Genomic DNA, 21,107 nt, shown 5'->3' with positions numbered 1-21,107 from the left:
AGGCGTATGCGCATGCTAACCGATGCGCGCAATCGCGGGGGCTATCGGGGCTTTTCGAAGGGTTTCTGGAAGGTGATTTTTGGCGCATGCCAGGAGCCGGTGACGCTGTACTGCACGCTGGCGAAACGCGCCACGCTGTTGCCCAGCAACTTGTCGACCACGAACAACGCGCCGCCAATCGCCGGCGCTCCGACGATCAAAGCCGCCAACGGCAAGTTGTTGCTAAGCGGCAAGGTGACCAGCAGCTTGGCATTGACCTGGTCGTTGGCCATATCCAGGGTGCCATCCAGTTCCAGATTGCTCGACGGGCCGGTTAGGGTGATCGGCTGACGGGTGACGTACACCCCTTCACTACCAACCAGCAAGCCCTCGACCCGGTCATAGCTCAGGCCTTTGCCGAGCAGGTCGGAAAAGTCCAGACGCAATCGACGGCCGATCGAGTTGAAATTGAGCAGGCCAAACACCCGCAGCGCCTGGGCACTGCCTTCCACCTCGACAAACTGGCCCTTGCGCAGATTCGGGTCGAGGGTGCCGGAAAAACGCTTGAGGCTGATATAGGCCGGCGAGCCGGGCCAGCGCCCGTCGGCATCCAGACGAAAATCCCGGCTGGTGACGTTGGGCGCGAAATTCCAGGCCTTCAGCACGTCGGCCAGATTGCCGCCCTTGATCCGTCCCTTGTACCAACTGGTGGTCGCACCCGGTGTACCTTCCCAGCCACCGGCACCATTGAGCTGCATGCCCTTGAGGTTCAGGTCGAGATCGTTGAACGCCACGCCGCGCGGGTTCGGGCGAATCTTCAATGCCCAGGCACCGAGCAGGCTGTCGCCCTGCAAGACCTGGGCGATCTGGATATCCAGCGCCGGAATCTGCCGCGGATCCACCGCCGCCAGCGGATCCGGCCCTTCCGGCTCGGTATCGCTGGTTTTTGGCTTGGTCGCTGGCAGACGCACGCGCTCGAGATTGACCGCGATTGGTGCGACGCCGGAGTCTGGCACCACCACCCGGCCGGTGGCGACACTGCTGCCGAGGGTCACCGCCCAACTGGCATTGCCGCGGACCAATTGAATCTTGACGGCTTCCAGGGTACTGCCGAATCCCTGGAACTTACCGATGCTCAGGTCGGCGCCGCTCAACAATTGCTTGGCGTTGGCGTTCTGCCCGCTGGCATAGCGCTTGGTCAGTGTTTGCCAGGCGTCCCAATCCAGTTCACTGAGTTTGCCTTTGACGCGTAAGCCGCTGCCACCCGGCAAACTGGCGGTGCCGCCACCCAGCAGTAGCTCGCCGCGACCGGCATTCAACTGCCCAAGGGGAGCGGCCGCGGCCAGGCTGGCGAGCTGGCCATACTCCAGCCAGTAACGGCGCTCCGGTCCTTGCAGGGTCATGCGCCAGGTGGTGGCGCGCTCCTCATCGGCGGCTTTGCCGAAGGGCGGCGGCAGGTCGATGGCCAGGCCCTTGAGTGACGAATCGATGCGCAACTGGCTGTCGGCACCGTTCAAGGTGATATCGAGGCTGTATGGCAGGGTGCCCGACAGCGGCAGCGGCTGGCTGACTGCCAACCAGTCAGTGAGGCTTTGCAACGGCGCTTGGCCGGTGGCCTGGATACGCGTCACGCTGTGTCCGCGCGCCCCCCCGACGGTCGCCTTGGCACGCACCGGCCGGCCAAACACCAGGGCGCGGATATCCGGCGCACTGAGACCCCGCGCGGTATCGAAGCTGAACGCACCTTTCAGCTGGTTCAGTTCAATGGCCGGGTTAGCCAGCTTCAGTCGCGCATTCTCGGTAGCGAAATCCACCCGTACATCCGGCGCGGGTCCGTGGCTGAGCGGAATATCCAGCTTGAGTTTACCGGTCAGCGGTCCCTCGCCCTGCCAGCCGGCGAATATCTCGGCGGTACCGATTGGCGCGCCCTGGAGAATCTTCAGGGCGTCCTTCACGCTGCTTTGCAGGGCCCCGTCGATCAGCAGATGCGCCACCTGACCCGGCGCGGTATGCGGCACCTCGACGCTGACATCACTGATCCGGCTGTCGAGCAATTGCCCTTCAGCCACCTGCACGCGCACGCCGCTGTCTTCGATCAGCACATCGCCGCGCGCCCCGCGCAGCTCCGGCCAACCCGGCTGGAAAGCCAGTTCGGCATCGTGGGTGCGGAAGAACAGGCTGATGCTGTTCGCGGTCGCGTCGGCGCCCTTGTTCACCGAGCCCTGGTACTGGAAATAACCTTCATCGACCACCCCAGCGCGGATCGCGGTTTTCAACCAGTCGGCCAGCGCCGGGTTGAAACCCTGCGCCAGGGTCGGCAGATATTTCTCCGTATAGCGCGCATCGCCCTCGCGTAGGCCGACGCGTAGGTCCATGTAGTCCTCGGCAGCCGGGTCACGCAGCAGCCGCAGGAGCATGTCGCCGGCGATTTTGCCTTCATCACCCAGCAGACGCATGTACGGGCTGCGCAGGGTGAAGCCGGCATCATCCAGCTGCCAGCCCAGACGCGCGGTGGCCTGCCGATACTCCCAGGGCTTGGGAAACAGATGGTGTAGATGCAGACTGAAATTCTCGCTGACCATGCGCAACTCGCCTTGGCCGAGGTCACCGGCGATGCTGCCGCTGACATTTTGCACGCCGGGAATTTCTTCGTAGGCGTCGATACCGACTCTTTCGAGATTGCTCGCAAACTGCAGGCGCTGCGGTGTCGCAGCCTGTGGCCGATAGTCGAGTTGCACATTGCGCAGACTGCCGTGCGGGTTCAATCCGGCCAGATACGCTGCTGCCTTTTCCGGCAGTGGCGCCAGGGCCTTGATCACCGGCAACAGCGGCGCCAGGTCGAGTCGATCGGCACCCAGTTGCCAGTGCTCACCTTCCTCGCCATGGACGGCATATTGAGTCAGAGCGATCTGCGCCTCGCCCCAACGTGTCTCGCCGAAACTCATCGCCAAGGAGTTGAGCAGCAGCTGAAAGCCCTGTTCGTTGCGCTCGAAATAACCATTCAACGCCAGGTTCTGCACGGCCACCGGCTGGCGCTCGGCATAGCCGGCCACCAGCTCTGGCGCACGCAGCCGCAGCGCGCCGCGCTGTAGTTGGCCGGCAGAGGCGTTAAGCCAGAGTTGGCCTCCGGCCTGCAGTTGTTTGATTTTCCAGTCGTGCGTCAGGCTCGCCGGCAACCAGCGCGCCCAATCGCTTTGCGGCAGGCTCAGATACAGCTCGGCGCTGGATTCGCGCCAGGCCTTGGGATTGAGTTTGGTGCGCAGATTGAGGGCCACGGGCTGGCCATCCGGCAACGTCAGGCGGCCGTCGAGGCGCTGCCGCGAGCCGCTACGCAGGCTGAGATTGACGTAGGTGAAACTGATTGGCGCCGCGTTCAGCGGCTCGACGGTGAAGTGGCTGTCGATCAACGACAAGCGGCTGATCTGCCGTAATTGCGCGAGCCAGCGTTGTGGGTCCACCGGGACTTGATCGGCGCGCGCCGGCAACCCTTCCAGGGCCCAGCTGCCGTCGCCGTTCTGACGCAGATCGAGCTGCAGTCCTTCGACTTCCAGCGAATTGATGCGCGGCGTGCGCTCCAGCAGGCTAGCGAGCAGATCCGGCACCACGCGCACCTGATCGAGGCGCACCAGGCTATCGCCCTCGCCCACCTGCACGTCATGGGCATACAGAATCGGCGCAAAACCCCGCCAGCTGCCCTCGAGACTGCCGATGGTCAGTGGCAGACCCGTCGCCTCACGCGCCTTGGTTTCGATTTCGGCGCGATATTCGGCGACCCAAGGCACCAGCTGGCGGCCGAGGCTGACGTACAGCGCGGCAAGAATCAGCAACAACGCGCACAAGGCCAAGCCCCAGCGCAGCAAGGCACCGAACACGCCGGCCAGGCGTATCATTCAGCGACTGCCCGCGGCATGTTCAGAGCAGCACCACATCGTATTGCTCCTGGGAGTACATGCTTTCGACCTGAAACTTGATGGTGCGGCCGATGAACGCCTCGAGATCGGCGACGTTGCCCGACTCTTCATCCAGTAGGCGATCGACCACCTTCTGATTGGCCAGCACCCGATAGCCCTCGGCCTGATAGGCGCGCGCCTCGCGGAGAATCTCGCGAAAAATTTCGTAGCAGATGGTTTCCGGGGTCTTCAGCTTGCCGCGGCCCTGACAGCAGCTGCACGGCTCGCAAAGGATCTGCTCGAGGCTTTCACGGGTGCGCTTGCGGGTCATCTGCACCAGACCCAGCTCGGTGATGCCGATGATGTTGGTCTTCGCATGGTCGCGTTCGAGCTGCTTTTCCAGGGTGCGCAGCACCTGGCGCTGATGCTCCTCGTCTTCCATGTCGATGAAGTCGATGATGATGATCCCGCCGAGATTGCGCAGGCGTAGCTGGCGGGCAATGGCGGTGGCCGCCTCGAGATTGGTCTTGAAGATGGTTTCTTCGAGGGTGCGATGACCGACGAAGGCGCCGGTATTCACGTCAATGGTGGTCATCGCCTCGGCCGGGTCGATGATCAGGTAACCACCGGATTTCAGCGGCACCTTGCGGTCCAGCGCACGCTGGATCTCATCCTCGACCCCGTACAGATCGAAAATCGGTCGCTCGCCCGGGTAATGCTCGAGGCGGTTGGCCACTTCCGGCATCAGCTCGATGACGAACTGGGTGACCTTCTGGAACGTCTCGCGCGAATCGATGCGCAGTTTTTCCGTGCGCAGGCTGACCAGATCACGCAACGCCCGCAAGGCCAGGCTGAGGTCTTCATAGATCACCGAGGGGGTCGGCGCAGTCTTGATCTGCGTGGCGATCTGCTCCCACAGGCGACGCAGGTAGCGGATGTCGGCAAGGATTTCCTCGCTGCCGGCGCCATCGGCCGCAGTGCGCAGGATAAAGCCGCCGCTGTCCTGAATGCCTTCGATCGCCACGCAATCGGCGACCACCTGCTTGAGGCGTTCGCGCTCTTTTTCGTCTTCGATGCGCAGGGAAATCCCGACGTGGCTGGTGCGCGGCATGTACACCAGATAGCGCGAGGGGATCGACAGCTGCGTGGTCAGCCGTGCGCCTTTGCTGCCAATCGGGTCCTTGGTCACCTGGACGACCAAGCTTTGCCCTTCATGGACCAGGGCACTGATGGTTTCCGTGCCACTGCCTTCGCGGGTGGAAATCTCCGAGGCATGGATAAAGGCCGCGCGATCCAGACCGATATCAATGAACGCCGCCTGCATGCCCGGCAGCACGCGCACCACCTTGCCTTTATAGATGTTGCCGACGATGCCGCGGCGCTGGGTGCGCTCGACGTGCACCTCTTGCAGGACGCCGTTCTCAACCACTGCCACGCGCGATTCCATCGGCGTGATGTTGATCAGAATCTCTTCACTCATGCGGAATCCCTTTCTGCCAACATGGAATGCCGAATTCGGCCAGTAATTCCGCAGTCTCGCACAACGGCAGACCGACCACCGCCGAATAGCTGCCGTGCAAGGCGCTGACGAATACGGCCGCCAGCCCTTGAATACCATAGCTGCCCGCTTTGTCCTGCGGCTCGCCAGTGGCCCAATATTGCTCGATTTCGCTGGCGTTGAGAGAACGGAAATGGACCCGGCTACTGACCACGCGCGCCTCGCAGCGCTGCGCATCGATCAGCGCGACGGCGGTCAGCACCAGATGCTCACGGCCGGACAACGCCTGCAGCGTAGCCAGCGCCTCGGCACGGTCGCGCGGCTTACCGAGTATCTGTCCATCAAGCACCACTGCCGTATCGGCGCCGAGCACCACCGCGGCCGTGCTCGCCGGCACGCCTGCCAGACCGGCAGCCGCCTTGGCACGCGCCAGGCGCTCTACGTAGCTTTCGGGCGACTCACCCGGGCAGTGGCTCTCATCGATGTCGACGCTCAGCGCAACGAAGGGCACGCCAATCTGAGCCAGCAACTCGCGCCGGCGCGGCGACCCCGAGGCCAGATAAAGCATGGCCATGCGGACTTCTCCCTGTCGAACGATGGTGTGCGCCGCCGCAACGGCGGCGTATTCAATTGACGTTCAGGCGCTGATGGATACCACGCAGAATCGCCCCGACCCACGGCCAGAGTAGCGCGCTAACCAGCGCCGGCAGCACGAAGGACAAGGTCGGCGGACGATTACCGGTCAGCGCGTTCAGCCACAGTTGCACGAGCTGGGCGATGCCGAGCACGACCAGCAGCACCAAGCTTTGCTGCCACATGGGGAACATGCGCAGGCGTTGATGCAGGCTCAACACCAGGAAGGTGATCAAGGTCAGGATCAGCGCATTCTGGCCAAACAGGCTGCCGTACAACACATCCTCGGCCAAACCCAACAACCAGGCGGTGGTCATGCCCACCCGGTGCGGCAGATACAGCACCCAATAAATCAGGAACAGGGCGACCCACAACGGTCGGCCGATCTCCATGAAATGCGGCAGCGGCGAGACGCTGAGCAGCAAGGACAGCGCCAGGCTCAGCCAGATCACCCAACCATTACGAGGACCCTGGGTAGCCATCAGCGTGCTCCCTCGCGATTGCTCGGACTGGCCGGGGGCTGCGGGGCGGGTGCGGCGGCTGGGTGGAGCGCAGGAGTGGGTGACGCTGGAGGCGCAGACGACGCGGGAGCAGCCGGTGCCGGACTGACCGCACCCGCTGGCGTTGGCAGGCTCTGTGGCTGCTCGCCCTGCTGATCGGCTTTTTCCTGTGCTTTGGCAGAGTCGGTGGCGCGCTGCTCGGGAGTCCGCGCGTCGGTGAACACCAGCAACATATAACGGCTGCGATTCAGGGCGGCCGTCGGCACCGCCCGGACGATGGCGAATGGCTGGCCGGAATCGTGGATCACTTCCTTGACGGTGGCCACCGGATACCCGGATGGAAAACGCTGGCCCAGACCGGAGCTGACCAACAGATCGCCTTCCTTGATATCCGCGGTATCGGCGACGTGGCGCAACTCCAGGCGCTCGGGGTTGCCCGTGCCACTGGCGATGGCACGCAGACCGTTACGATTGACCTGCACCGGAATGCTGTGGGTGGTATCGGTGAGCAACAGCACCCGCGAGGTATAGGGCATGACTTCCACCACCTGGCCCATCAGGCCCCGTGCGTCGAGCACCGGCTGGCCGAGGAACACCCCGTCCTTGCTGCCCTTGTCGATCAGAATGCGATGGGTGAACGGGTTGGGATCGACGCCGATCAGCTCACCGACCAGGACTTTCTCGTCAACCAACGCCGCGGAATTGAGCAGTTCGCGCAACCGCACGTTCTGCTCGGTGAGCGCCGCGAGCTTCTGCAGGCGGCGCTGCATCAATAACCCTTCGGCCTTGAGCTTCTCGTTTTCGGCGAGCAGGTTGCTGCGGCTGCTGAATTGCTCGGTGACGCCATCCCAGGCGCGCACCGGCAAATTGGCCAGCCAGTAGAACGGCGTCAGCACCAGTCCCATCTGGCTACGTACCGGCTTGAGCAGATCGAGGCGCGCATCGACCACCATCAGTGCGGTCGACAACACGACCAGCACCAGCAGGCGCACACCCAGCGAAGGGCCTTTGGTGAACAGCGGCTTAATGGCCCGCTCCTTCTGCGCTGATGGGGAAATGCTGGCGCGTGTTCATACGCTGACGGCAACCGAAGCGAAACTGATGGACGGAGTGTAAACGCGACTACGACCGCGACTGTAGCCCGACAAACGACGGGCCCGCTAAAGCGAGCCCGCAACGCCTGGATCGGCGCACTGGAGAGCCTGTCAGCGTTATTCGCTGGAGAGCAGATCCATGGTGTGACGGTCCATCATTTCCAGCGCCTTGCCACCGCCGCGCGCCACGCAGGTCAGCGGGTCTTCGGCGACAATCACCGGCAGACCAGTTTCCTGGGCCAGCAGCTTGTCCAGATCACGCAACAGCGCGCCGCCACCGGTCAGCACCAGGCCGCGCTCGGCGATGTCCGAAGCCAGCTCCGGCGGCGATTGCTCGAGGGCGCTCTTGACCGCCTGAACGATGGTCGCCAGGGATTCCTGCAGCGCTTCGAGCACTTCGTTGGAGTTGAGGGTGAAGCTGCGCGGCACGCCCTCGGCCAGATTACGGCCACGCACGTCGACCTCGCGGATTTCGCCGCCCGGATAGGCGGTGCCGATTTCCTGCTTGATGCGCTCGGCGGTGGATTCGCCGATCAGGCTGCCGTAGTTGCGGCGCACGTAAGTGATGATCGCTTCATCGAAACGGTCGCCACCAACCCGGACGGACTCGGCGTAAACCACACCGTTCAGGGAAATCAGGGCGATTTCCGTGGTGCCGCCGCCGATGTCGACAACCATCGAGCCGCGCGCCTCCTCAACCGGCAGACCGGCGCCGATGGCCGCGGCCATCGGCTCTTCAATCAGGAATACTTCGCGAGCACCGGCACCCAGCGCCGACTCACGGATGGCACGGCGTTCAACCTGGGTCGATTTGCACGGCACGCAGATCAACACGCGCGGCGACGGCTGCAGGAAGCTGTTCTCATGCACTTTGTTGATGAAGTACTGGAGCATTTTTTCGCAGACGCTGAAGTCGGCGATCACGCCGTCCTTCATCGGGCGGATGGCGGCGATGTTGCCCGGGGTGCGGCCAAGCATGCGTTTGGCTTCGGTGCCGACGGCGACCACGCTCTTCTGGTTGCCATGAGTACGGATGGCGACGACCGACGGCTCGTTGAGAACGATGCCGCGCTCACGCACATAAATCAGGGTGTTGGCAGTGCCCAAGTCGATGGAGAGATCACTGGAAAACATGCCACGCAATTTTTTTAACATGGAAAAACCCTAGGGAGTGCGCGGATGAAAATACGCAGGGAAAAAAGTGCGGCAAACTCTAACAACCACGGGCCTTTTGGGCAACCCGCGCGCTGTGCTAAATTGGCTGTTTTTCCGGGCCTTAGCGCCCACATTTGCAGCATGCCTGCACCGACTACGGGTTATACCCGCCACTGGCTTGCCCAAGGTCAGCCGTTTGCCTTCCGCTGGAGAATCCGATGGCGCTTGAACGCTCCGAAGTGGAAAAAATCGCTCATCTGGCCCGATTGGGTCTGAACGAGGCGGAAATTCCACGCACCACCGAAACCCTCAACAACATCCTCGGTTTGGTCGACCAGATGCAAGCGGTGAATACCGATGGCATCGAGCCACTGGCCCACCCGCTGGAGGCGACCCAGCGCCTGCGCGCCGATCAGGTCACCGAACGCAATCAGCGCGACGCCTACCAGGCCATCGCCCCGGCCGTGGAAGACGGCTTGTACCTTGTGCCGAAAGTCATCGAATAAAGGAAAGGGTTCCCCATGCATCATTTGACCCTGGCCGAGATCGCCCGTGGCCTCGCCGCCAAACAATTCTCCGCCGAAGAGCTGGCCCGCACCTTCCTGGCGCGCATCGCCGAGCTGGATCCGCAGCTGAACAGCTTCATCAGCACCACCGAAGAGCTGGCCTTGCGACAGGCCAAGGCCGCCGACGCTCGCCGCGCCGCGGGCGAAACCGGCGCCCTGCTCGGCGCACCACTGGCGCACAAGGATCTGTTCTGCACCCAAGGCATCCGCACCAGCTGTGGCTCGAAGATTCTCGACAACTTCCGCGCGCCGTATGACGCCACGGTGGTCGACAAACTCGCCGCCGCCGGCACCGTGACCCTCGGCAAGCTGAACATGGACGAGTTCGCCATGGGCTCGTCGAACGAGTCCAGCTACTACGGCGCGGTGAAGAACCCCTGGGATCTCGAGCGCGTGCCCGGCGGCTCCTCCGGCGGTTCGGCCGCTGCGGTGGCCGCGCGCCTACTGCCGGCCGCCACCGGTACCGACACCGGCGGCTCGATCCGCCAACCGGCCGCGTTCACCAACCTCACCGGGATCAAGCCGACCTACGGTCGCGTATCACGCTGGGGCATGATCGCCTACGCCTCGAGTCTCGACCAAGGCGGCCCGATGGCCCGCAGCGCGGAAGACTGCGCACTGCTGCTGGCCAGCATGGCCGGTTTCGATCCGAAGGATTCGACCAGCGTCGATCAGCCAGTAGACGACTATCTGGCGGCTCTGGCTCAGCCATTGGCTGGCCTGCGCATCGGCTTGCCGAAGGAGTACTTCAGCGCCGGTCTCGACAGCCGCATCGCCGCCAAGGTCCTGGCGGTCGTCGAAGAGCTGAAGAAGCTCGGCGCCACGGTCAAGGACATCAGCCTGCCAAATACCCAGCACGCGATTCCCGCCTATTACGTGATCGCGCCGGCCGAGGCCAGCTCCAACCTGTCACGTTTCGACGGGGTGCGCTTCGGCTACCGCTGCGAGAACCCGAGCAATCTCGAAGACCTGTACAAACGCTCGCGCGGCGAAGGCTTCGGTGCTGAGGTGAAGCGGCGCATCATGGTCGGCACCTACGCGCTGTCGGCCGGTTACTACGACGCCTATTACCTGAAGGCGCAGAAGATTCGCCGGCTGATCAAGAACGACTTCGTCGCCGCGTTTAACGAGGTCGATGTGATTCTCGGCCCAACCACGCCGAACCTGGCGTGGAAACTCGGCGAAAAGAACAACGACCCGGTCGCTCAGTACCTGGAAGACATCTACACCATCACCGCCAACCTCGCCGGCATCCCTGGCCTGTCGATGCCGGCCGGTTTCGTCGATGGTCTGCCGGTTGGCGTGCAGTTGCTCGCCCCGTACTTCCAGGAAGGTCGCCTGCTGAATGTCGCCCATCAGTACCAACAGGTGACTGACTGGCACCAACAGGCTCCAACGGGTTTCTGAGACATACCCTCCCCTCTCCCATTAATGGAAGAGGGGCCGGGGGACAGGGTGCGACTAAAACCACCCTATCCCCAACCCTCTCCCGCCGGCGGGAGAGGGGGCAGACCGCAACACATTTGAGGGACATTCAAGATGCAATGGGAAACCGTGATCGGGCTGGAAATCCACGCACAGCTCAGCACCCAATCGAAGATCTTCTCCGCCAGCGCCACCACCTTCGGCGCCGAGCCCAACACCCACGCCAGCCTGGTTGACCTGGGCATGCCCGGCACGCTGCCGGTGCTCAACGCCGAAGCGGTGCGCATGGCCTGCAAGTTCGGCCTGGCGATCGATGCCGAAATCGCCGACAAGAACGTGTTTGCGCGCAAAAACTACTTCTATCCGGACCTGCCCAAGGGCTACCAGACCAGCCAGATGGATCACCCCATCGTCGGCAAGGGCTTCCTCGACATCACCCTGGAAGATGGCACGACCAGGCGCATCGGCATCACCCGTGCGCACTTGGAGGAAGACGCCGGCAAGAGCCTGCACGAAGACTTCCACGGCATGAGCGGCATCGACCTGAACCGTGCCGGCACGCCATTGCTGGAGATCGTTTCCGAGCCGGAAATGCGCAGCGCCAAAGAAGCCGTGGCCTATGCCAAGGCGATCCACGCCCTGGTGCGCTACCTCGGCATCTGCGACGGCAACATGGCCGAAGGCTCGCTGCGCTGCGACTGCAACGTCTCCGTTCGCCCGAAAGGCCAGGCGGAGTTCGGCACCCGCCGTGAGATCAAGAACGTCAACTCGTTCAAGTTCATCGAACGCGCAATCAACACGGAAATCGCCTGGCAGATCGACGAGCTGGAATCCGGCCGCAAGATCGTCCAGGAGACCGTGCTGTATGACGTGGCGGCCAACGAAACGCGCTCCATGCGTAGCAAGGAGGAAGCCAACGACTACCGCTACTTCCCCTGCCCGGATCTGCTGCCAGTGGTGATCGAGCAGAGCTTCCTCGACGAAGTGCGCGCCACCCTGCCGGAACTGCCGGTGCAAAAACGCGAGCGCTTCGAGGCGCAGTTCGGTCTGTCCGCCTACGACGCCAGCGTGCTCGCCGCCAGCCGCGAGCTGGCCGACTATTTCGAAGTGGTGCAGCAGACCTGTGGCGACGCCAAGCTGGCCGCTAACTGGGTGATGGGCGAGCTGTCCAGCCTGCTCAACAAGGACAACCTGGAGATCGAACAGTCGCCGGTTTCCGCCGCGCAGCTGGGCGGGATGATCCTGCGCATCAAGGACAACACCATCTCCGGCAAGATCGCCAAGATGGTCTTCGAGGCGCTGGCCGCCGGTGAAGGTGCGACCGCTGACGAAGTCATCGAGAAGAAAGGCCTCAAGCAGGTCACTGACAGTGGTGCCATCGAAAGCATGCTCGACGAAGTGCTGGCAGCCAATGCCGAGCAGGTCGAACAGTACCGCGCCAGCGACGAGGCCAAACGCGGCAAGATGTTCGGCTTCTTCGTCGGCCAGGCGATGAAGGCCTCGAAAGGCAAGGCCAACCCCGGCCAAGTGAACGAACTGCTGAAGAAGAAGCTCGAAGGCTGAGTTGCTCACCCTAAACAACGCCGGGCTAGCCCGGCGTTGTTCTATCCGGAGACCTTCCGCAATGCCACGCCTGCTCTGCCTCGTTGCCTGTGCCGTACTGCTGGCCGGCTGCTCCACCAACCCCTTCGGTACGGACTCGTCCTCACTTGGTGACTACCGCGCCGAAGGCAAGGCCTCCTATTACGGCAAGCGCCATCACGGAAAGAAGACCGCCAGCGGCGAACGCTTCAACCAGAACGCGCTGACCGCTGCCCATCGCAGCCTGCCGTTCGGCACGCGGGTACAGGTGACCAACCTGAACAACGACAAGACGGTGGTGGTGCGCATCAACGACCGCGGCCCCTACGCGCGCGGACGCATCATCGACGTCTCGCGCCAGGCCGCCGAACAACTCGGCATGCTGCGTGCCGGCGTGGTGCCGGTGCGCGTGCAAAGCCTCGATTAAGTCAGGACCACGGAGAGCAAGATGAGCGAACAAGCGAAAGCCGGCGAACAAGTGCGCCGCCAAGTCATGGGCGACGCCTTCGTCGACCGCGCGCTAAACAACGCCACTGATTTCAGCCAGCCGCTGCAGGAGTTCGTCAACGAACACGCCTGGGGCGGCGTGTGGACCCGCGAGGGACTGGATCGCAAGACCCGCAGCCTGATCACCCTGGCCGCACTGACCGCACTGAAATGCCCGCAGGAGCTGAAAGGCCACGTGCGCGGCGCGCTGAACAACGGCTGCACGGTCGAGGAAATCCGCGAAGCGCTACTGCATTGCGCGGTGTATGCCGGCGTGCCGGCGGCCATCGATGCGTTCCGCGCGGCGCAGGAAGTGATCGACGAGCACCAGCGTCCGGCCTAGGTCGACACCGCGCAGCCTACTCCGTTCAGATCCATCCACCCCACTGCAACACGAACAAGCCGATGTTGGTGGACACCGCCGCGACCAGAGTAGTGATCACGATAATCGCCGCGGCCAGTTCCGCATTGCCTCCGGCCGCTCGCGCCATCACATAGCTCGCTGCGGCCGTCGGGCTGGCGAAATAGAGAAACAGGATGCCCAGTTCGGCGCCGCGGAAACCCCAGGCGAATGCTCCCGCGGTAGCGAGGATGGGCAACCAGACCATCTTCATCAGGCTCGCCCCCAGCGCCAGGCCGCTGGTGGCACGTAGCGAGGCCAGCGACAGCGTGCCGCCGATGCAGATCAGCGCCAACGGCAAGGTCAACTGCGCCAGATATTGCCCGGACGTACTCAGCCAGTCGGGCAAGCGCACTTGCCAGTAGGCGAATGGCATTGCCGTGAGCACACCGATGATCAACGGATTGCGCAGGATGCTCTTTAGCAGGCTCCACGGATCGGCCTTGCCGGCCGGGTTGTAGAACTGCAGCACGATCACTGCCAGGCTGTTGTAGCTGAGGATCACCACGCCGCTGAGCACGCCGCCCAGTGATAGCCCGTAATCGCCATACAGGCTGGCGGCCAAGGCCAGACCGATGATGCCGTTGTTGCCTCGGAACGCGCCCTGCACATATACGCCGCGCTCGGCTCGCGGCACCCGCCAGGCCGCCCAGCCCCAGACGAGCAGAAAACCCAGCAACGTGGCGAGGACGAAATAGCCGATCAGCGCCGGTTGCAGCGCGGTATTCAGGTCGGCATGCAGGATGGCGAGAAACAGCATCACCGGCATGGTGACGTTGAACACCAGGGCGGTGGCGGTGTTGATGAAGGCGCTGTCGATCTGCCCTAGGCGCTTGAGCAGCACGCCGAGAAACAGCATGGCGAAAACCGGCGCGGTGACGGCCAGGGTCTGCAGGAAAATCGCGAGCATGCGCTGAGCCGGAACGACAGAAAGGGCGGCGATGATAGCAGCCCACCGGGCCGCCCGAGCCTAGACGATCGGCGCAGTGCGGCGCGGGAAGACGGCCCAGCGCCCGGTCAGCGGCGCACTGGGCGCTTCTGCAACTTGCGCTGCAGGGTGCGCCGGTGCATGCCCAGGGCGCGGGCGGTGGCGGAGATATTGCCATCGTGCTCGGCCAACACGCGCTGGATGTGCTCCCACTGCAGGCGATCCACCGACATCGGATTTTCCGGCACCAGGCTGTCGAGGTCGGCATGCTCGGAGACCAGCGCGGTGAGCACGTCGTCGGCATCCGCCGGCTTGCACAGGTAGTTCGCCGCGCCGCGTTTGATCGCCTCCACGGCGGTGGCGATGCTCGAATAGCCGGTGAGGATCACCACGCGCATTTCCGGGTCGAGGACCAGCAACTTGGGCAGCAGCACCAGGCCGGAATCACCGTCCATTTTCAGATCGAGCACCGCGTAATCAGGCACGTCCTGTTCGGCAATGGCCAGACCTTCTTCGGCGGAACCGGCGATCGACACGCGCAAGCCGCGGCTGGTCATGGCGCGGGCCATCACCCGGGTAAACGTGGCGTCATCGTCGACCAGCAGCAGATGCGGCTGCTCTTCACCGTCGGGCAAACTGCTCTCGTCAATCATGCGGCTCTCCTCAAGGCAGGCGGGGCAGGCGGAGTTCGGTCAGCGTACCGCCCTCCTCATTGTTATAGAGTTTTACCGATCCACCGGCGCGGGTCACGCTGGCCTGGCTGAGGAACAAACCGAGGCCAAAACCCTTGCCGCCTTTGGTGGTGATGAACGGCTTGCCGATCTGCTCGGCAATCGCCAGCGGCACACCGGCGCCATGATCGCGAATGCTCAGCACCAGCTCCGCGGCATCCCAGTCCAGGCGGATGTCGAGTTTGTCCGGGCAGGCATCCGCGGCATTGTTGAGCAGATTGAGCAGCGCCTGGGTGAGATCCGCCGGCGGTAGCAGCCGCGGCACCGCCCCACTGCCCAGACATTGATAGCGATAGGTGGCTTCCGGGCGCATCAGGTGCCAGCGATTCAGGGTGCTTTCCAGCCAGGCCACGGCGCTTTGCTCAACCACCGCCTGACGCCGATCCGCCTCGGCGGCGCGCACCAGATGCTGCAGGCTTTCCTTACACAGTTTGACCTGTTCCTGCAGCACGCCCAAGTCTTCCTGCAACAGGGGATCGGCATGCTCGCGGCGCAGTTCCTTGATCAGCACACTCATGGTCGCCAGCGGCGTGCCCAGTTCATGCGCGGCGCCGGCTGCCTGGGTGGCGACGGCAAGTAGCTGCTGGTCGCGCAGGTTTTCCTCGCGGCGCTGGGCCCGCGACTCCTCCTGGCGGCGCAGTTCTTCGGCCATCTTCGCGGCGAAGAAGGTGATCAGCGCCGCGGCCATCGCGAAGCTCAGCCACATGCCGTAGATCAACAGCTTCTCGCGCTCGATCAGCTGCATCTCCAGCGGGTGGTAGAACACCAGCAGCAGGGTGTAGCTGGCCAGGGCCAGGCCGGAAAGCAACACCGAGTAGAACCACGGCAGGGTCGCCGCGGCAATGGTCAGCGGCACCAGGTAATAGGAGACGAAGGGGTTGGTCGAGCCGCCCGAGTAATACAGCAGCACGCTGTGGATGATCAGGTCGCAAGCCAGTTGCACTGCGTATTCCAGCTCAGTGACCGGCCATGGACCGCGCAGCCGTAGGGCGGTCAGCCCGCAGAGCACGGCCGAGACGCCGAGCGTGATGCTCAGCGCCAGCCACGGCAGCTCGAGGAAACCCGACAGATAGGCGAAGCCCACCGAGCCTGCCTGAGCAGCCAGGACCAGGATGCGGATCAGGGTCAGGCGCCACAAGTTCTGGTGACTGGCGGACAACAGCTGCGCGGGTTCGAGCATAGGGTCTCCGAATTGACGGGCGAGTATAACCAAGGCATCCACACGCCTGCCCGGCTGCGGCAAAGCGCCGCAGCCGGGTAGCCCCAGCCATCTCCCAAGAGAGCGTTACGTAGGATGGGTATCGCTGCGCTCAATCCATCCTACAAAGCTGGCCTGTGGATCGCATCGCCGGTTTCCCCTCTCCCGCAAACGGAGAGGGGAAGAAAAGCGCGACCGAGCAGCCGTCAGAAAAAACTGAACCACGGTTAACCCGAATCACCCCAAGGTTGCGTCTAAGCTCGTGTAGTTCCCATACAGGAGTTCGTTATGCCCACTCTCACTCGCCTGACTGCCGCTTTGGCACTCTGCGCCGCCACCCTCGCCAGCCTGCCGTTGCACGCCGAAGAGGCCCGTTACAATCAAATCGCCCTGCGCGCCGAGGTCAGCCAGGACGTCGCCCACGACCTGATGCACGTCACGCTCTATAGCGAAGGGCAGGACAGCGATCCGGCCAAGCTCGCCGCCAGCATCACGCAAAGCCTCAATAAGGCCCTCGACACAGCGCGCCAGGACAAGAAAGTCACGGTCACCCTCGGCAGCCGCAACAGCTATCCGATCTACGACAAGGATGGCCAGCAGATCACCGGCTGGCGCGAGCGCGCCGAACTGCGACTGGAAAGCGCCGACTTCGCCGTGCTGTCGACGCTCACCAGCAAGCTGCTCGGCGATCTGAAAATGGCGGCAATGACCTTCGCCATCTCCAAACCGAGCCGCAAGAAAAGCGAAGATGAATTGCTCAAGCAAGCCGTCGACGCCTTCAAGGAGCGCGCCCAGTTGGCCACCGCGGCCCTCGGCGGCAAGGGCTACAAGCTGGTCAGCCTGAACCTCAACAGCTCCGGCTTCCGGCCGATGATGATGCAACGCATGGACGCCGCGCCGGCCGCCATGTCGATGAGCAAAGCCGCCCCACAGCAAATCGAAGCCGGCACCAGCGAAGTCACGGTCAACGCCGACGGCGTGATCGAAGTGCAGCTGCCCTGATTCTACGCCCCGCCCTCATCCTGGTACGTAGTCCGTAGGATGGCTCGGGCCGCGTGGGTCGAGGAGCGTAGCGACGATACCCATCGAACATGGCCGATGGGTATCGCTGCGCTCAATCTGCGCGACCAGCCCCATCCTACGGCTCGTCACCAGGAATCGGCATTGCCTAACGGCGGCGGCGCACCTAGGCTGGCCGCAGCCCTTCCTGGATTGGATGAACCGCATGCCGCATTGCTCGCGCCGCCTTTTCGTCCTGCTGGCCAGCCTGTTGTTCGCCCTGCCCGCGCTGGCCGCCAATGACGCCTTGGTGGTCTGCACCGAAGCCAGTCCGGAAGGCTTCGATATCGTCCAGTACACCGCCGCGACCACGGCCGATGCCTCGGCGGAAACGCTGTTCGATCGCCTCGTGCAATTCGCCCCCGGCACCACGCGGATCGTCCCGGCGCTGGCGGAAAGCTGGGAAATTTCCGCCGATGGACTGAGCTACACCTTCCAACTCCGCGACCACGTGCAGTTCCATCGCACGCCCTGGTTCACCCCCAGCCGCAGCTTCAGCGCCGCCGACGTGCAGTGGAGTTTCCAGCGCCAGCTCGACCCGCGCCACCCCTGGCATGCGCTCAGCGCGCGCGGCTTTCCCTACGCCGAGTCGATGGCCCTTGGCGAGCTGATCGAGCGCATCGAGACGCTCGATGCGCGCCACGTACGCTTCGTCCTCAAGCATCCCGAAGCACCATTCCTGGCTAATTTGGCGATGGGTTTCGCCTCGATCTATTCCGCCGAATACGCCGACCAGTTGCTCAAGACCGGTCAACCCGACCGCCTCAACAGCCAGCCCATTGGTACCGGCCCGTTCGTCTTCGAGCGCTACGCCAAGGACGCGCAAATCCGCTACCGCGCCAATCCGGACTACTGGGCCGGCAAGCCGGCGATCGAGCGCTTGCTGTTCGCCATCACCCCCGATCCGAACGTGCGCGTGCAGCAGATCAAGGCCGGCGCCTGTCAGGTCGCGCTGTATCCGAAACCCACCGATGTACCGGCGCTGCGCGAGCAGACGCAGCTGCGCCTCGGCGAGCAGGACGCGCTGATGGTCGCCTACGTCGCCCTCAACACCCGCCATCCGCCGCTCGACGATGTGCGCGTGCGTCAGGCGATCAACCTGGCGTTCGACAAGCAGGCCTACCTGCGCGCCCAATACGGCGAGGGTGCCAGCCCGGCGGTGAATCCGTTCCCGCCCAGCCTGCTTGGCTACAACCCGGACATCGCCGACTGGCCGCACGATCCCGCGCGCGCGCGCGAGCTGCTCAAGGCCGCCGGGATTGCCGAGGGTCTCAAGCTGTCGATCTGGACCCGTCCGGGCGGCGGGCCGACCAATCCCAACCCCGGCATCGGCGCGCAGATGCTGCAGGCCGACCTCGCCGCCATCGGCATCCAGGCGGACGTGCGCGTCTACGAGTGGGGCGAGCTGATCAAGCGGGCCAAGCGCGGCGAGCATGATCTGGTGTTCATGGGCTGGGTCGGCGACAACGGTGACCCGGACAACTTCCTCACCCCCAACCTGTCCTGCGCCGCCGCGGCATCCGGGGAAAACCAGGCCGGCTGGTGCGATCCGCATTTCGACGCGCTGATTCGCCAGGCCCGGCAGAGCCGCGCACAGACCGAGCGCGCCGCGCTGTACCGCGAGGCGCTGACGATCTTCCATGAGCAGGCACCGTGGATTCCGCTGGCCCATCCGAAGCTGTTCAACCTGTTCAGCACGCGGGTCGAAGGCTTCCAGATGAGCCCGCTGGGTTCGAACAATTTCGCCAGAGTGCGGCTGAAACAGGAATAATCACCTGCACAACGCAGACGCGGCCCATGTCGCCGCGCCGCCAAGCCACCTGATACCGAGTACCGCCGCCTGATGCTGTCGTTTATCGCCCGCCGCCTGGGGTTGCTGATCCCGACCTTTTTCGGTGTGACCCTGCTGACCTTCGCGCTGATCCGCCTGATCCCCGGCGATCCGGTGGAAGTGATGATGGGCGAGCGCCGCCTCGACCCGCAGGCGCATGCCGAAGCCATGCAGCGCCTGGGCCTGGATAAGCCGCTGGTGATGCAATACCTGGATTACATCGGCCAACTCGCGCAGGGTGACCTGGGCCGCTCGTTTCGCTCCGGCGAAAACGTCTGGCAGGAATTTCTCGCCCTGTTTCCCGCGACCCTCGAACTGGCCATCGCCGCCCTGCTGTTCGCCGGCTGCCTGGGTCTGCTCGCGGGCGTGGTCGCCGCCCTGAAACGCGGTTCCTGGTTCGATCACGGCGTGATGGGCCTGGCGCTGACCGGCTATTCGATGCCGATTTTCTGGTGGGGTTTGATGCTGCAGATCGTTGTGTCCGTCGGGCTCGGCTGGACGCCGGTGTCCGGGCGCATCGACATGCTCTACGATATCGAACCGCGCAGCGGCTTCATGCTGATCGACAGCCTGCTCAGCGATGAGCCCGGCGCCTTTCTCGATGCCCTGCGCCACTTGATCCTGCCGGCCATCGTGCTCGGTACCATTCCGCTGGCGGTGATCGCGCGGATGACCCGCTCGGCGATGCTCGAAGTGCTCGGCGAGGACTACATCCGCACCGCCCGTGCCAAGGGCCTGTCGCCGGCACGAGTGGTGTTCGTGCATGGCCTGCGCAATGCGCTGATTCCGGTGCTCACAGTGTTCGGCCTGCAGGTCGGCGCGCTGCTCTCCGGCGCGGTGCTGACCGAAACCATTTTCTCCTGGCCAGGGATCGGCAAATGGCTGATCGAGGCGATCAGCGCCCGCGATTATCCGGTGGTGCAGAACGGCATCCTGCTGATCGCCTGCCTGGTGATCCTGGTCAACTTCGTGGTCGACATGCTCTACGGTCTGGCCAACCCACGGATCAGGCACGCCCGATGAACAGCCCAAAACGCACCCGATTTTGTAGGGGCGAATTCATTCGCGATGCTGCTTACACCGAGTCGGTCCTTATCGCGGATGAATCCGCTCCTACACCCCATCGAATCGCCTGCTGCCAACGCTCGGAACAGCCACCGCGTAGGAGCGAATTCATTCGCGATCCTCGCCATTGCCTGCCAACGCTGATCGCGAATGAATTCGCTCCTACAAGGCTCTCGCGATGATTAGTAGCGCGCCGCCGCTGGCCTATCCCTCACCGCTGCGCGAGTTCTGGCAGGGCTTTGCGCATAACAAGGGCGCGCTCGCTGGGTTGCTGTTCATGCTGCTGGTGGTGGCCTGCGCGCTGTTCGCCCCCTGGCTCGCGCCGCACGATCCCGGCGAGCAGTTTCGCGACTTCATGCTCAGCCCGCCGGCTTGGCTGGAGGGCGGCAGCTGGCGCTTCCCGCTAGGCACCGACGAGCTGGGCCGCGACCTGCTCTCGCGGCTGATCCACGGTGCGCGCCTGTCACTGCTGATCGGCCTGGCTTCGGTGTTGCTATCGCTGTTTCCCGGCGTGTTGCTGGGTCTGGTCGCGGGCTTTTTCCCGCGTCACCTGGGCCCGGCGATCATGCGCCTGATGGACATCATGCTGGCCCTGCCGGCCTTGCTGCTGGCCGTGGCCATCGTCGCCATCCTCGGCCCCGGCCTGCGCAATACGGTGATCGCCATCGCCATCGTCTCGCTGCCCTCCTACGTGCGCCTGACCCGCGCCGCGGTGCTCGGCGAACTGAACCGCGACTACGTGACCGCCGCGCGCCTGGCCGGTGCCGGCACGTTGCGCCTGATGTTCGTCAGCGTGCTGCCCAACTGTCTGGCGCCGCTGATCGTGCAGGCCACCCTGAGTTTTTCCGCGGCGATTCTGGATGCCGCGGCCCTGGGCTTTCTCGGCTTGGGCGTGCAGCCGCCGACCCCTGAGTGGGGCACCATGCTGGCCTCGGCCCGCGACTACATCGAGCGTGCCTGGTGGGTGGTGACCCTGCCGGGGCTGACCATTCTGCTCAGCGTATTGGCGATCAACCTGGTCGGCGACGGCCTGCGCGATGCGCTCGACCCGAAGCTGAAGAACGCCCAATGAGGTGCCAGATGAACAG

At 64.0% G+C, this 21,107-nt stretch carries 18 protein-coding genes; 9 read left to right on the top strand and 9 right to left on the bottom strand.

Annotation, left to right across the window (positions count from 1 at the left end; all coding sequences use genetic code 11):
* Positions 1 to 41: 41 nt before the first annotated feature.
* The 6 genes from NVV93_RS03915 to mreB form a co-directional block, all read right to left on the bottom strand.
* A complete protein-coding gene (locus NVV93_RS03915) occupies positions 42 to 3,869 on the bottom strand; it encodes a YhdP family protein (RefSeq protein ID WP_258253145.1) in 3,828 nt (1,275 codons plus the stop codon).
* A 22-nt stretch (positions 3,870 to 3,891) separates the two neighbouring features.
* A complete protein-coding gene (gene rng, locus NVV93_RS03910; RefSeq protein ID WP_258253144.1) occupies positions 3,892 to 5,349 on the bottom strand; it encodes a ribonuclease G in 1,458 nt (485 codons plus the stop codon).
* Positions 5,342 to 5,941 carry a nucleoside triphosphate pyrophosphatase gene (locus NVV93_RS03905; protein WP_258253143.1) on the bottom strand — a complete coding sequence of 200 codons (600 nt, stop codon included), beginning with the start codon at positions 5,939 to 5,941 and terminating at the stop codon, positions 5,342 to 5,344. Before NVV93_RS03905 ends, rng begins: the two co-directional genes overlap by 8 nt.
* Before the next feature lie 52 nt (positions 5,942 to 5,993).
* A complete protein-coding gene (gene mreD, locus NVV93_RS03900) occupies positions 5,994 to 6,482 on the bottom strand; it encodes a rod shape-determining protein MreD (RefSeq protein WP_258253142.1) in 489 nt (162 codons plus the stop codon).
* Positions 6,482 to 7,480, bottom strand: a complete 999-nt coding sequence (gene mreC, locus NVV93_RS03895) for a rod shape-determining protein MreC (RefSeq protein ID WP_258254281.1) — start codon at positions 7,478 to 7,480, stop codon at positions 6,482 to 6,484. Before mreC ends, mreD begins: the two co-directional genes overlap by 1 nt.
* 231 nt (positions 7,481 to 7,711) lie before the next feature.
* Positions 7,712 to 8,749: a rod shape-determining protein MreB gene (mreB, locus tag NVV93_RS03890; protein ID WP_258253141.1), complete on the bottom strand. Its 1,038-nt coding sequence runs from the start codon at positions 8,747 to 8,749 to the stop codon at positions 7,712 to 7,714.
* Between the two features lie 218 nt (positions 8,750 to 8,967).
* On the opposite strand from mreB, the gene gatC reads away from it, so the two are divergent.
* The 5 genes from gatC to NVV93_RS03865 all read left to right on the top strand — a co-directional run bounded on the left by gatC (position 8,968) and on the right by NVV93_RS03865 (position 13,150).
* On the top strand, positions 8,968 to 9,255 hold the full coding sequence (gatC, locus tag NVV93_RS03885; protein WP_258253140.1) for an Asp-tRNA(Asn)/Glu-tRNA(Gln) amidotransferase subunit GatC: 288 nt from the start codon (positions 8,968 to 8,970) through the stop codon (positions 9,253 to 9,255).
* A gap of 15 nt (positions 9,256 to 9,270) precedes the next feature.
* The gene (gatA, locus tag NVV93_RS03880; protein ID WP_258253139.1) at positions 9,271 to 10,722 is read left to right on the top strand and encodes an Asp-tRNA(Asn)/Glu-tRNA(Gln) amidotransferase subunit GatA; all 1,452 of its coding nucleotides are present in this window, start codon (positions 9,271 to 9,273) and stop codon (positions 10,720 to 10,722) included.
* A 132-nt stretch (positions 10,723 to 10,854) separates the two neighbouring features.
* The gene (gene gatB, locus NVV93_RS03875) at positions 10,855 to 12,303 is read left to right on the top strand and encodes an Asp-tRNA(Asn)/Glu-tRNA(Gln) amidotransferase subunit GatB (RefSeq protein ID WP_258253138.1); all 1,449 of its coding nucleotides are present in this window, start codon (positions 10,855 to 10,857) and stop codon (positions 12,301 to 12,303) included.
* Between the two features lie 61 nt (positions 12,304 to 12,364).
* Positions 12,365 to 12,748, top strand: a complete 384-nt coding sequence (locus NVV93_RS03870) for a septal ring lytic transglycosylase RlpA family protein (RefSeq protein WP_258253137.1) — start codon at positions 12,365 to 12,367, stop codon at positions 12,746 to 12,748.
* A 21-nt stretch (positions 12,749 to 12,769) separates the two neighbouring features.
* On the top strand, positions 12,770 to 13,150 hold the full coding sequence (locus NVV93_RS03865; protein WP_258253136.1) for a carboxymuconolactone decarboxylase family protein: 381 nt from the start codon (positions 12,770 to 12,772) through the stop codon (positions 13,148 to 13,150).
* Between the two features lie 25 nt (positions 13,151 to 13,175).
* Here NVV93_RS03865 and NVV93_RS03860 read toward each other — a convergent pair whose 3' ends face one another.
* From NVV93_RS03860 to NVV93_RS03850, 3 genes are all read right to left on the bottom strand, one after another.
* A complete protein-coding gene (locus NVV93_RS03860) occupies positions 13,176 to 14,117 on the bottom strand; it encodes an AEC family transporter (protein WP_258253135.1) in 942 nt (313 codons plus the stop codon).
* Between the two features lie 107 nt (positions 14,118 to 14,224).
* Positions 14,225 to 14,788: a response regulator transcription factor gene (locus NVV93_RS03855; protein WP_258253134.1), complete on the bottom strand. Its 564-nt coding sequence runs from the start codon at positions 14,786 to 14,788 to the stop codon at positions 14,225 to 14,227.
* Positions 14,789 to 14,798: 10 nt separating this feature from the next.
* On the bottom strand, positions 14,799 to 16,046 hold the full coding sequence (locus tag NVV93_RS03850; RefSeq protein WP_258253133.1) for an ATP-binding protein: 1,248 nt from the start codon (positions 16,044 to 16,046) through the stop codon (positions 14,799 to 14,801).
* 306 nt (positions 16,047 to 16,352) lie between these two features.
* Between NVV93_RS03850 and NVV93_RS03845 the strand changes: the two genes are divergently transcribed.
* The 4 genes from NVV93_RS03845 (at position 16,353) to NVV93_RS03830 (ending at position 21,091) form a co-directional block, all read left to right on the top strand.
* Positions 16,353 to 17,066 (top strand): SIMPL domain-containing protein, encoded by a 714-nt coding sequence (locus NVV93_RS03845; protein WP_258253132.1) that lies wholly within the window; start codon positions 16,353 to 16,355, stop codon positions 17,064 to 17,066.
* A gap of 223 nt (positions 17,067 to 17,289) precedes the next feature.
* Positions 17,290 to 18,894 (top strand): ABC transporter substrate-binding protein, encoded by a 1,605-nt coding sequence (locus NVV93_RS03840; protein ID WP_375162903.1) that lies wholly within the window; start codon positions 17,290 to 17,292, stop codon positions 18,892 to 18,894.
* A gap of 72 nt (positions 18,895 to 18,966) precedes the next feature.
* Positions 18,967 to 19,977, top strand: a complete 1,011-nt coding sequence (locus NVV93_RS03835) for an ABC transporter permease subunit (RefSeq protein WP_258253130.1) — start codon at positions 18,967 to 18,969, stop codon at positions 19,975 to 19,977.
* Between the two features lie 220 nt (positions 19,978 to 20,197).
* Positions 20,198 to 21,091, top strand: coding sequence for an ABC transporter permease subunit (locus NVV93_RS03830; RefSeq protein WP_258253129.1), 894 nt, complete (start codon positions 20,198 to 20,200; stop codon positions 21,089 to 21,091).
* Positions 21,092 to 21,107 lie beyond the last annotated feature (16 nt).

Origin of the sequence: Pseudomonas sp. LS44 (genome assembly GCF_024730785.1) — a bacterium.
Lineage (GTDB): Bacteria > Pseudomonadota > Gammaproteobacteria > Pseudomonadales > Pseudomonadaceae > Aquipseudomonas.
This window is presented reverse-complemented; position numbering and strand designations above follow the sequence as displayed.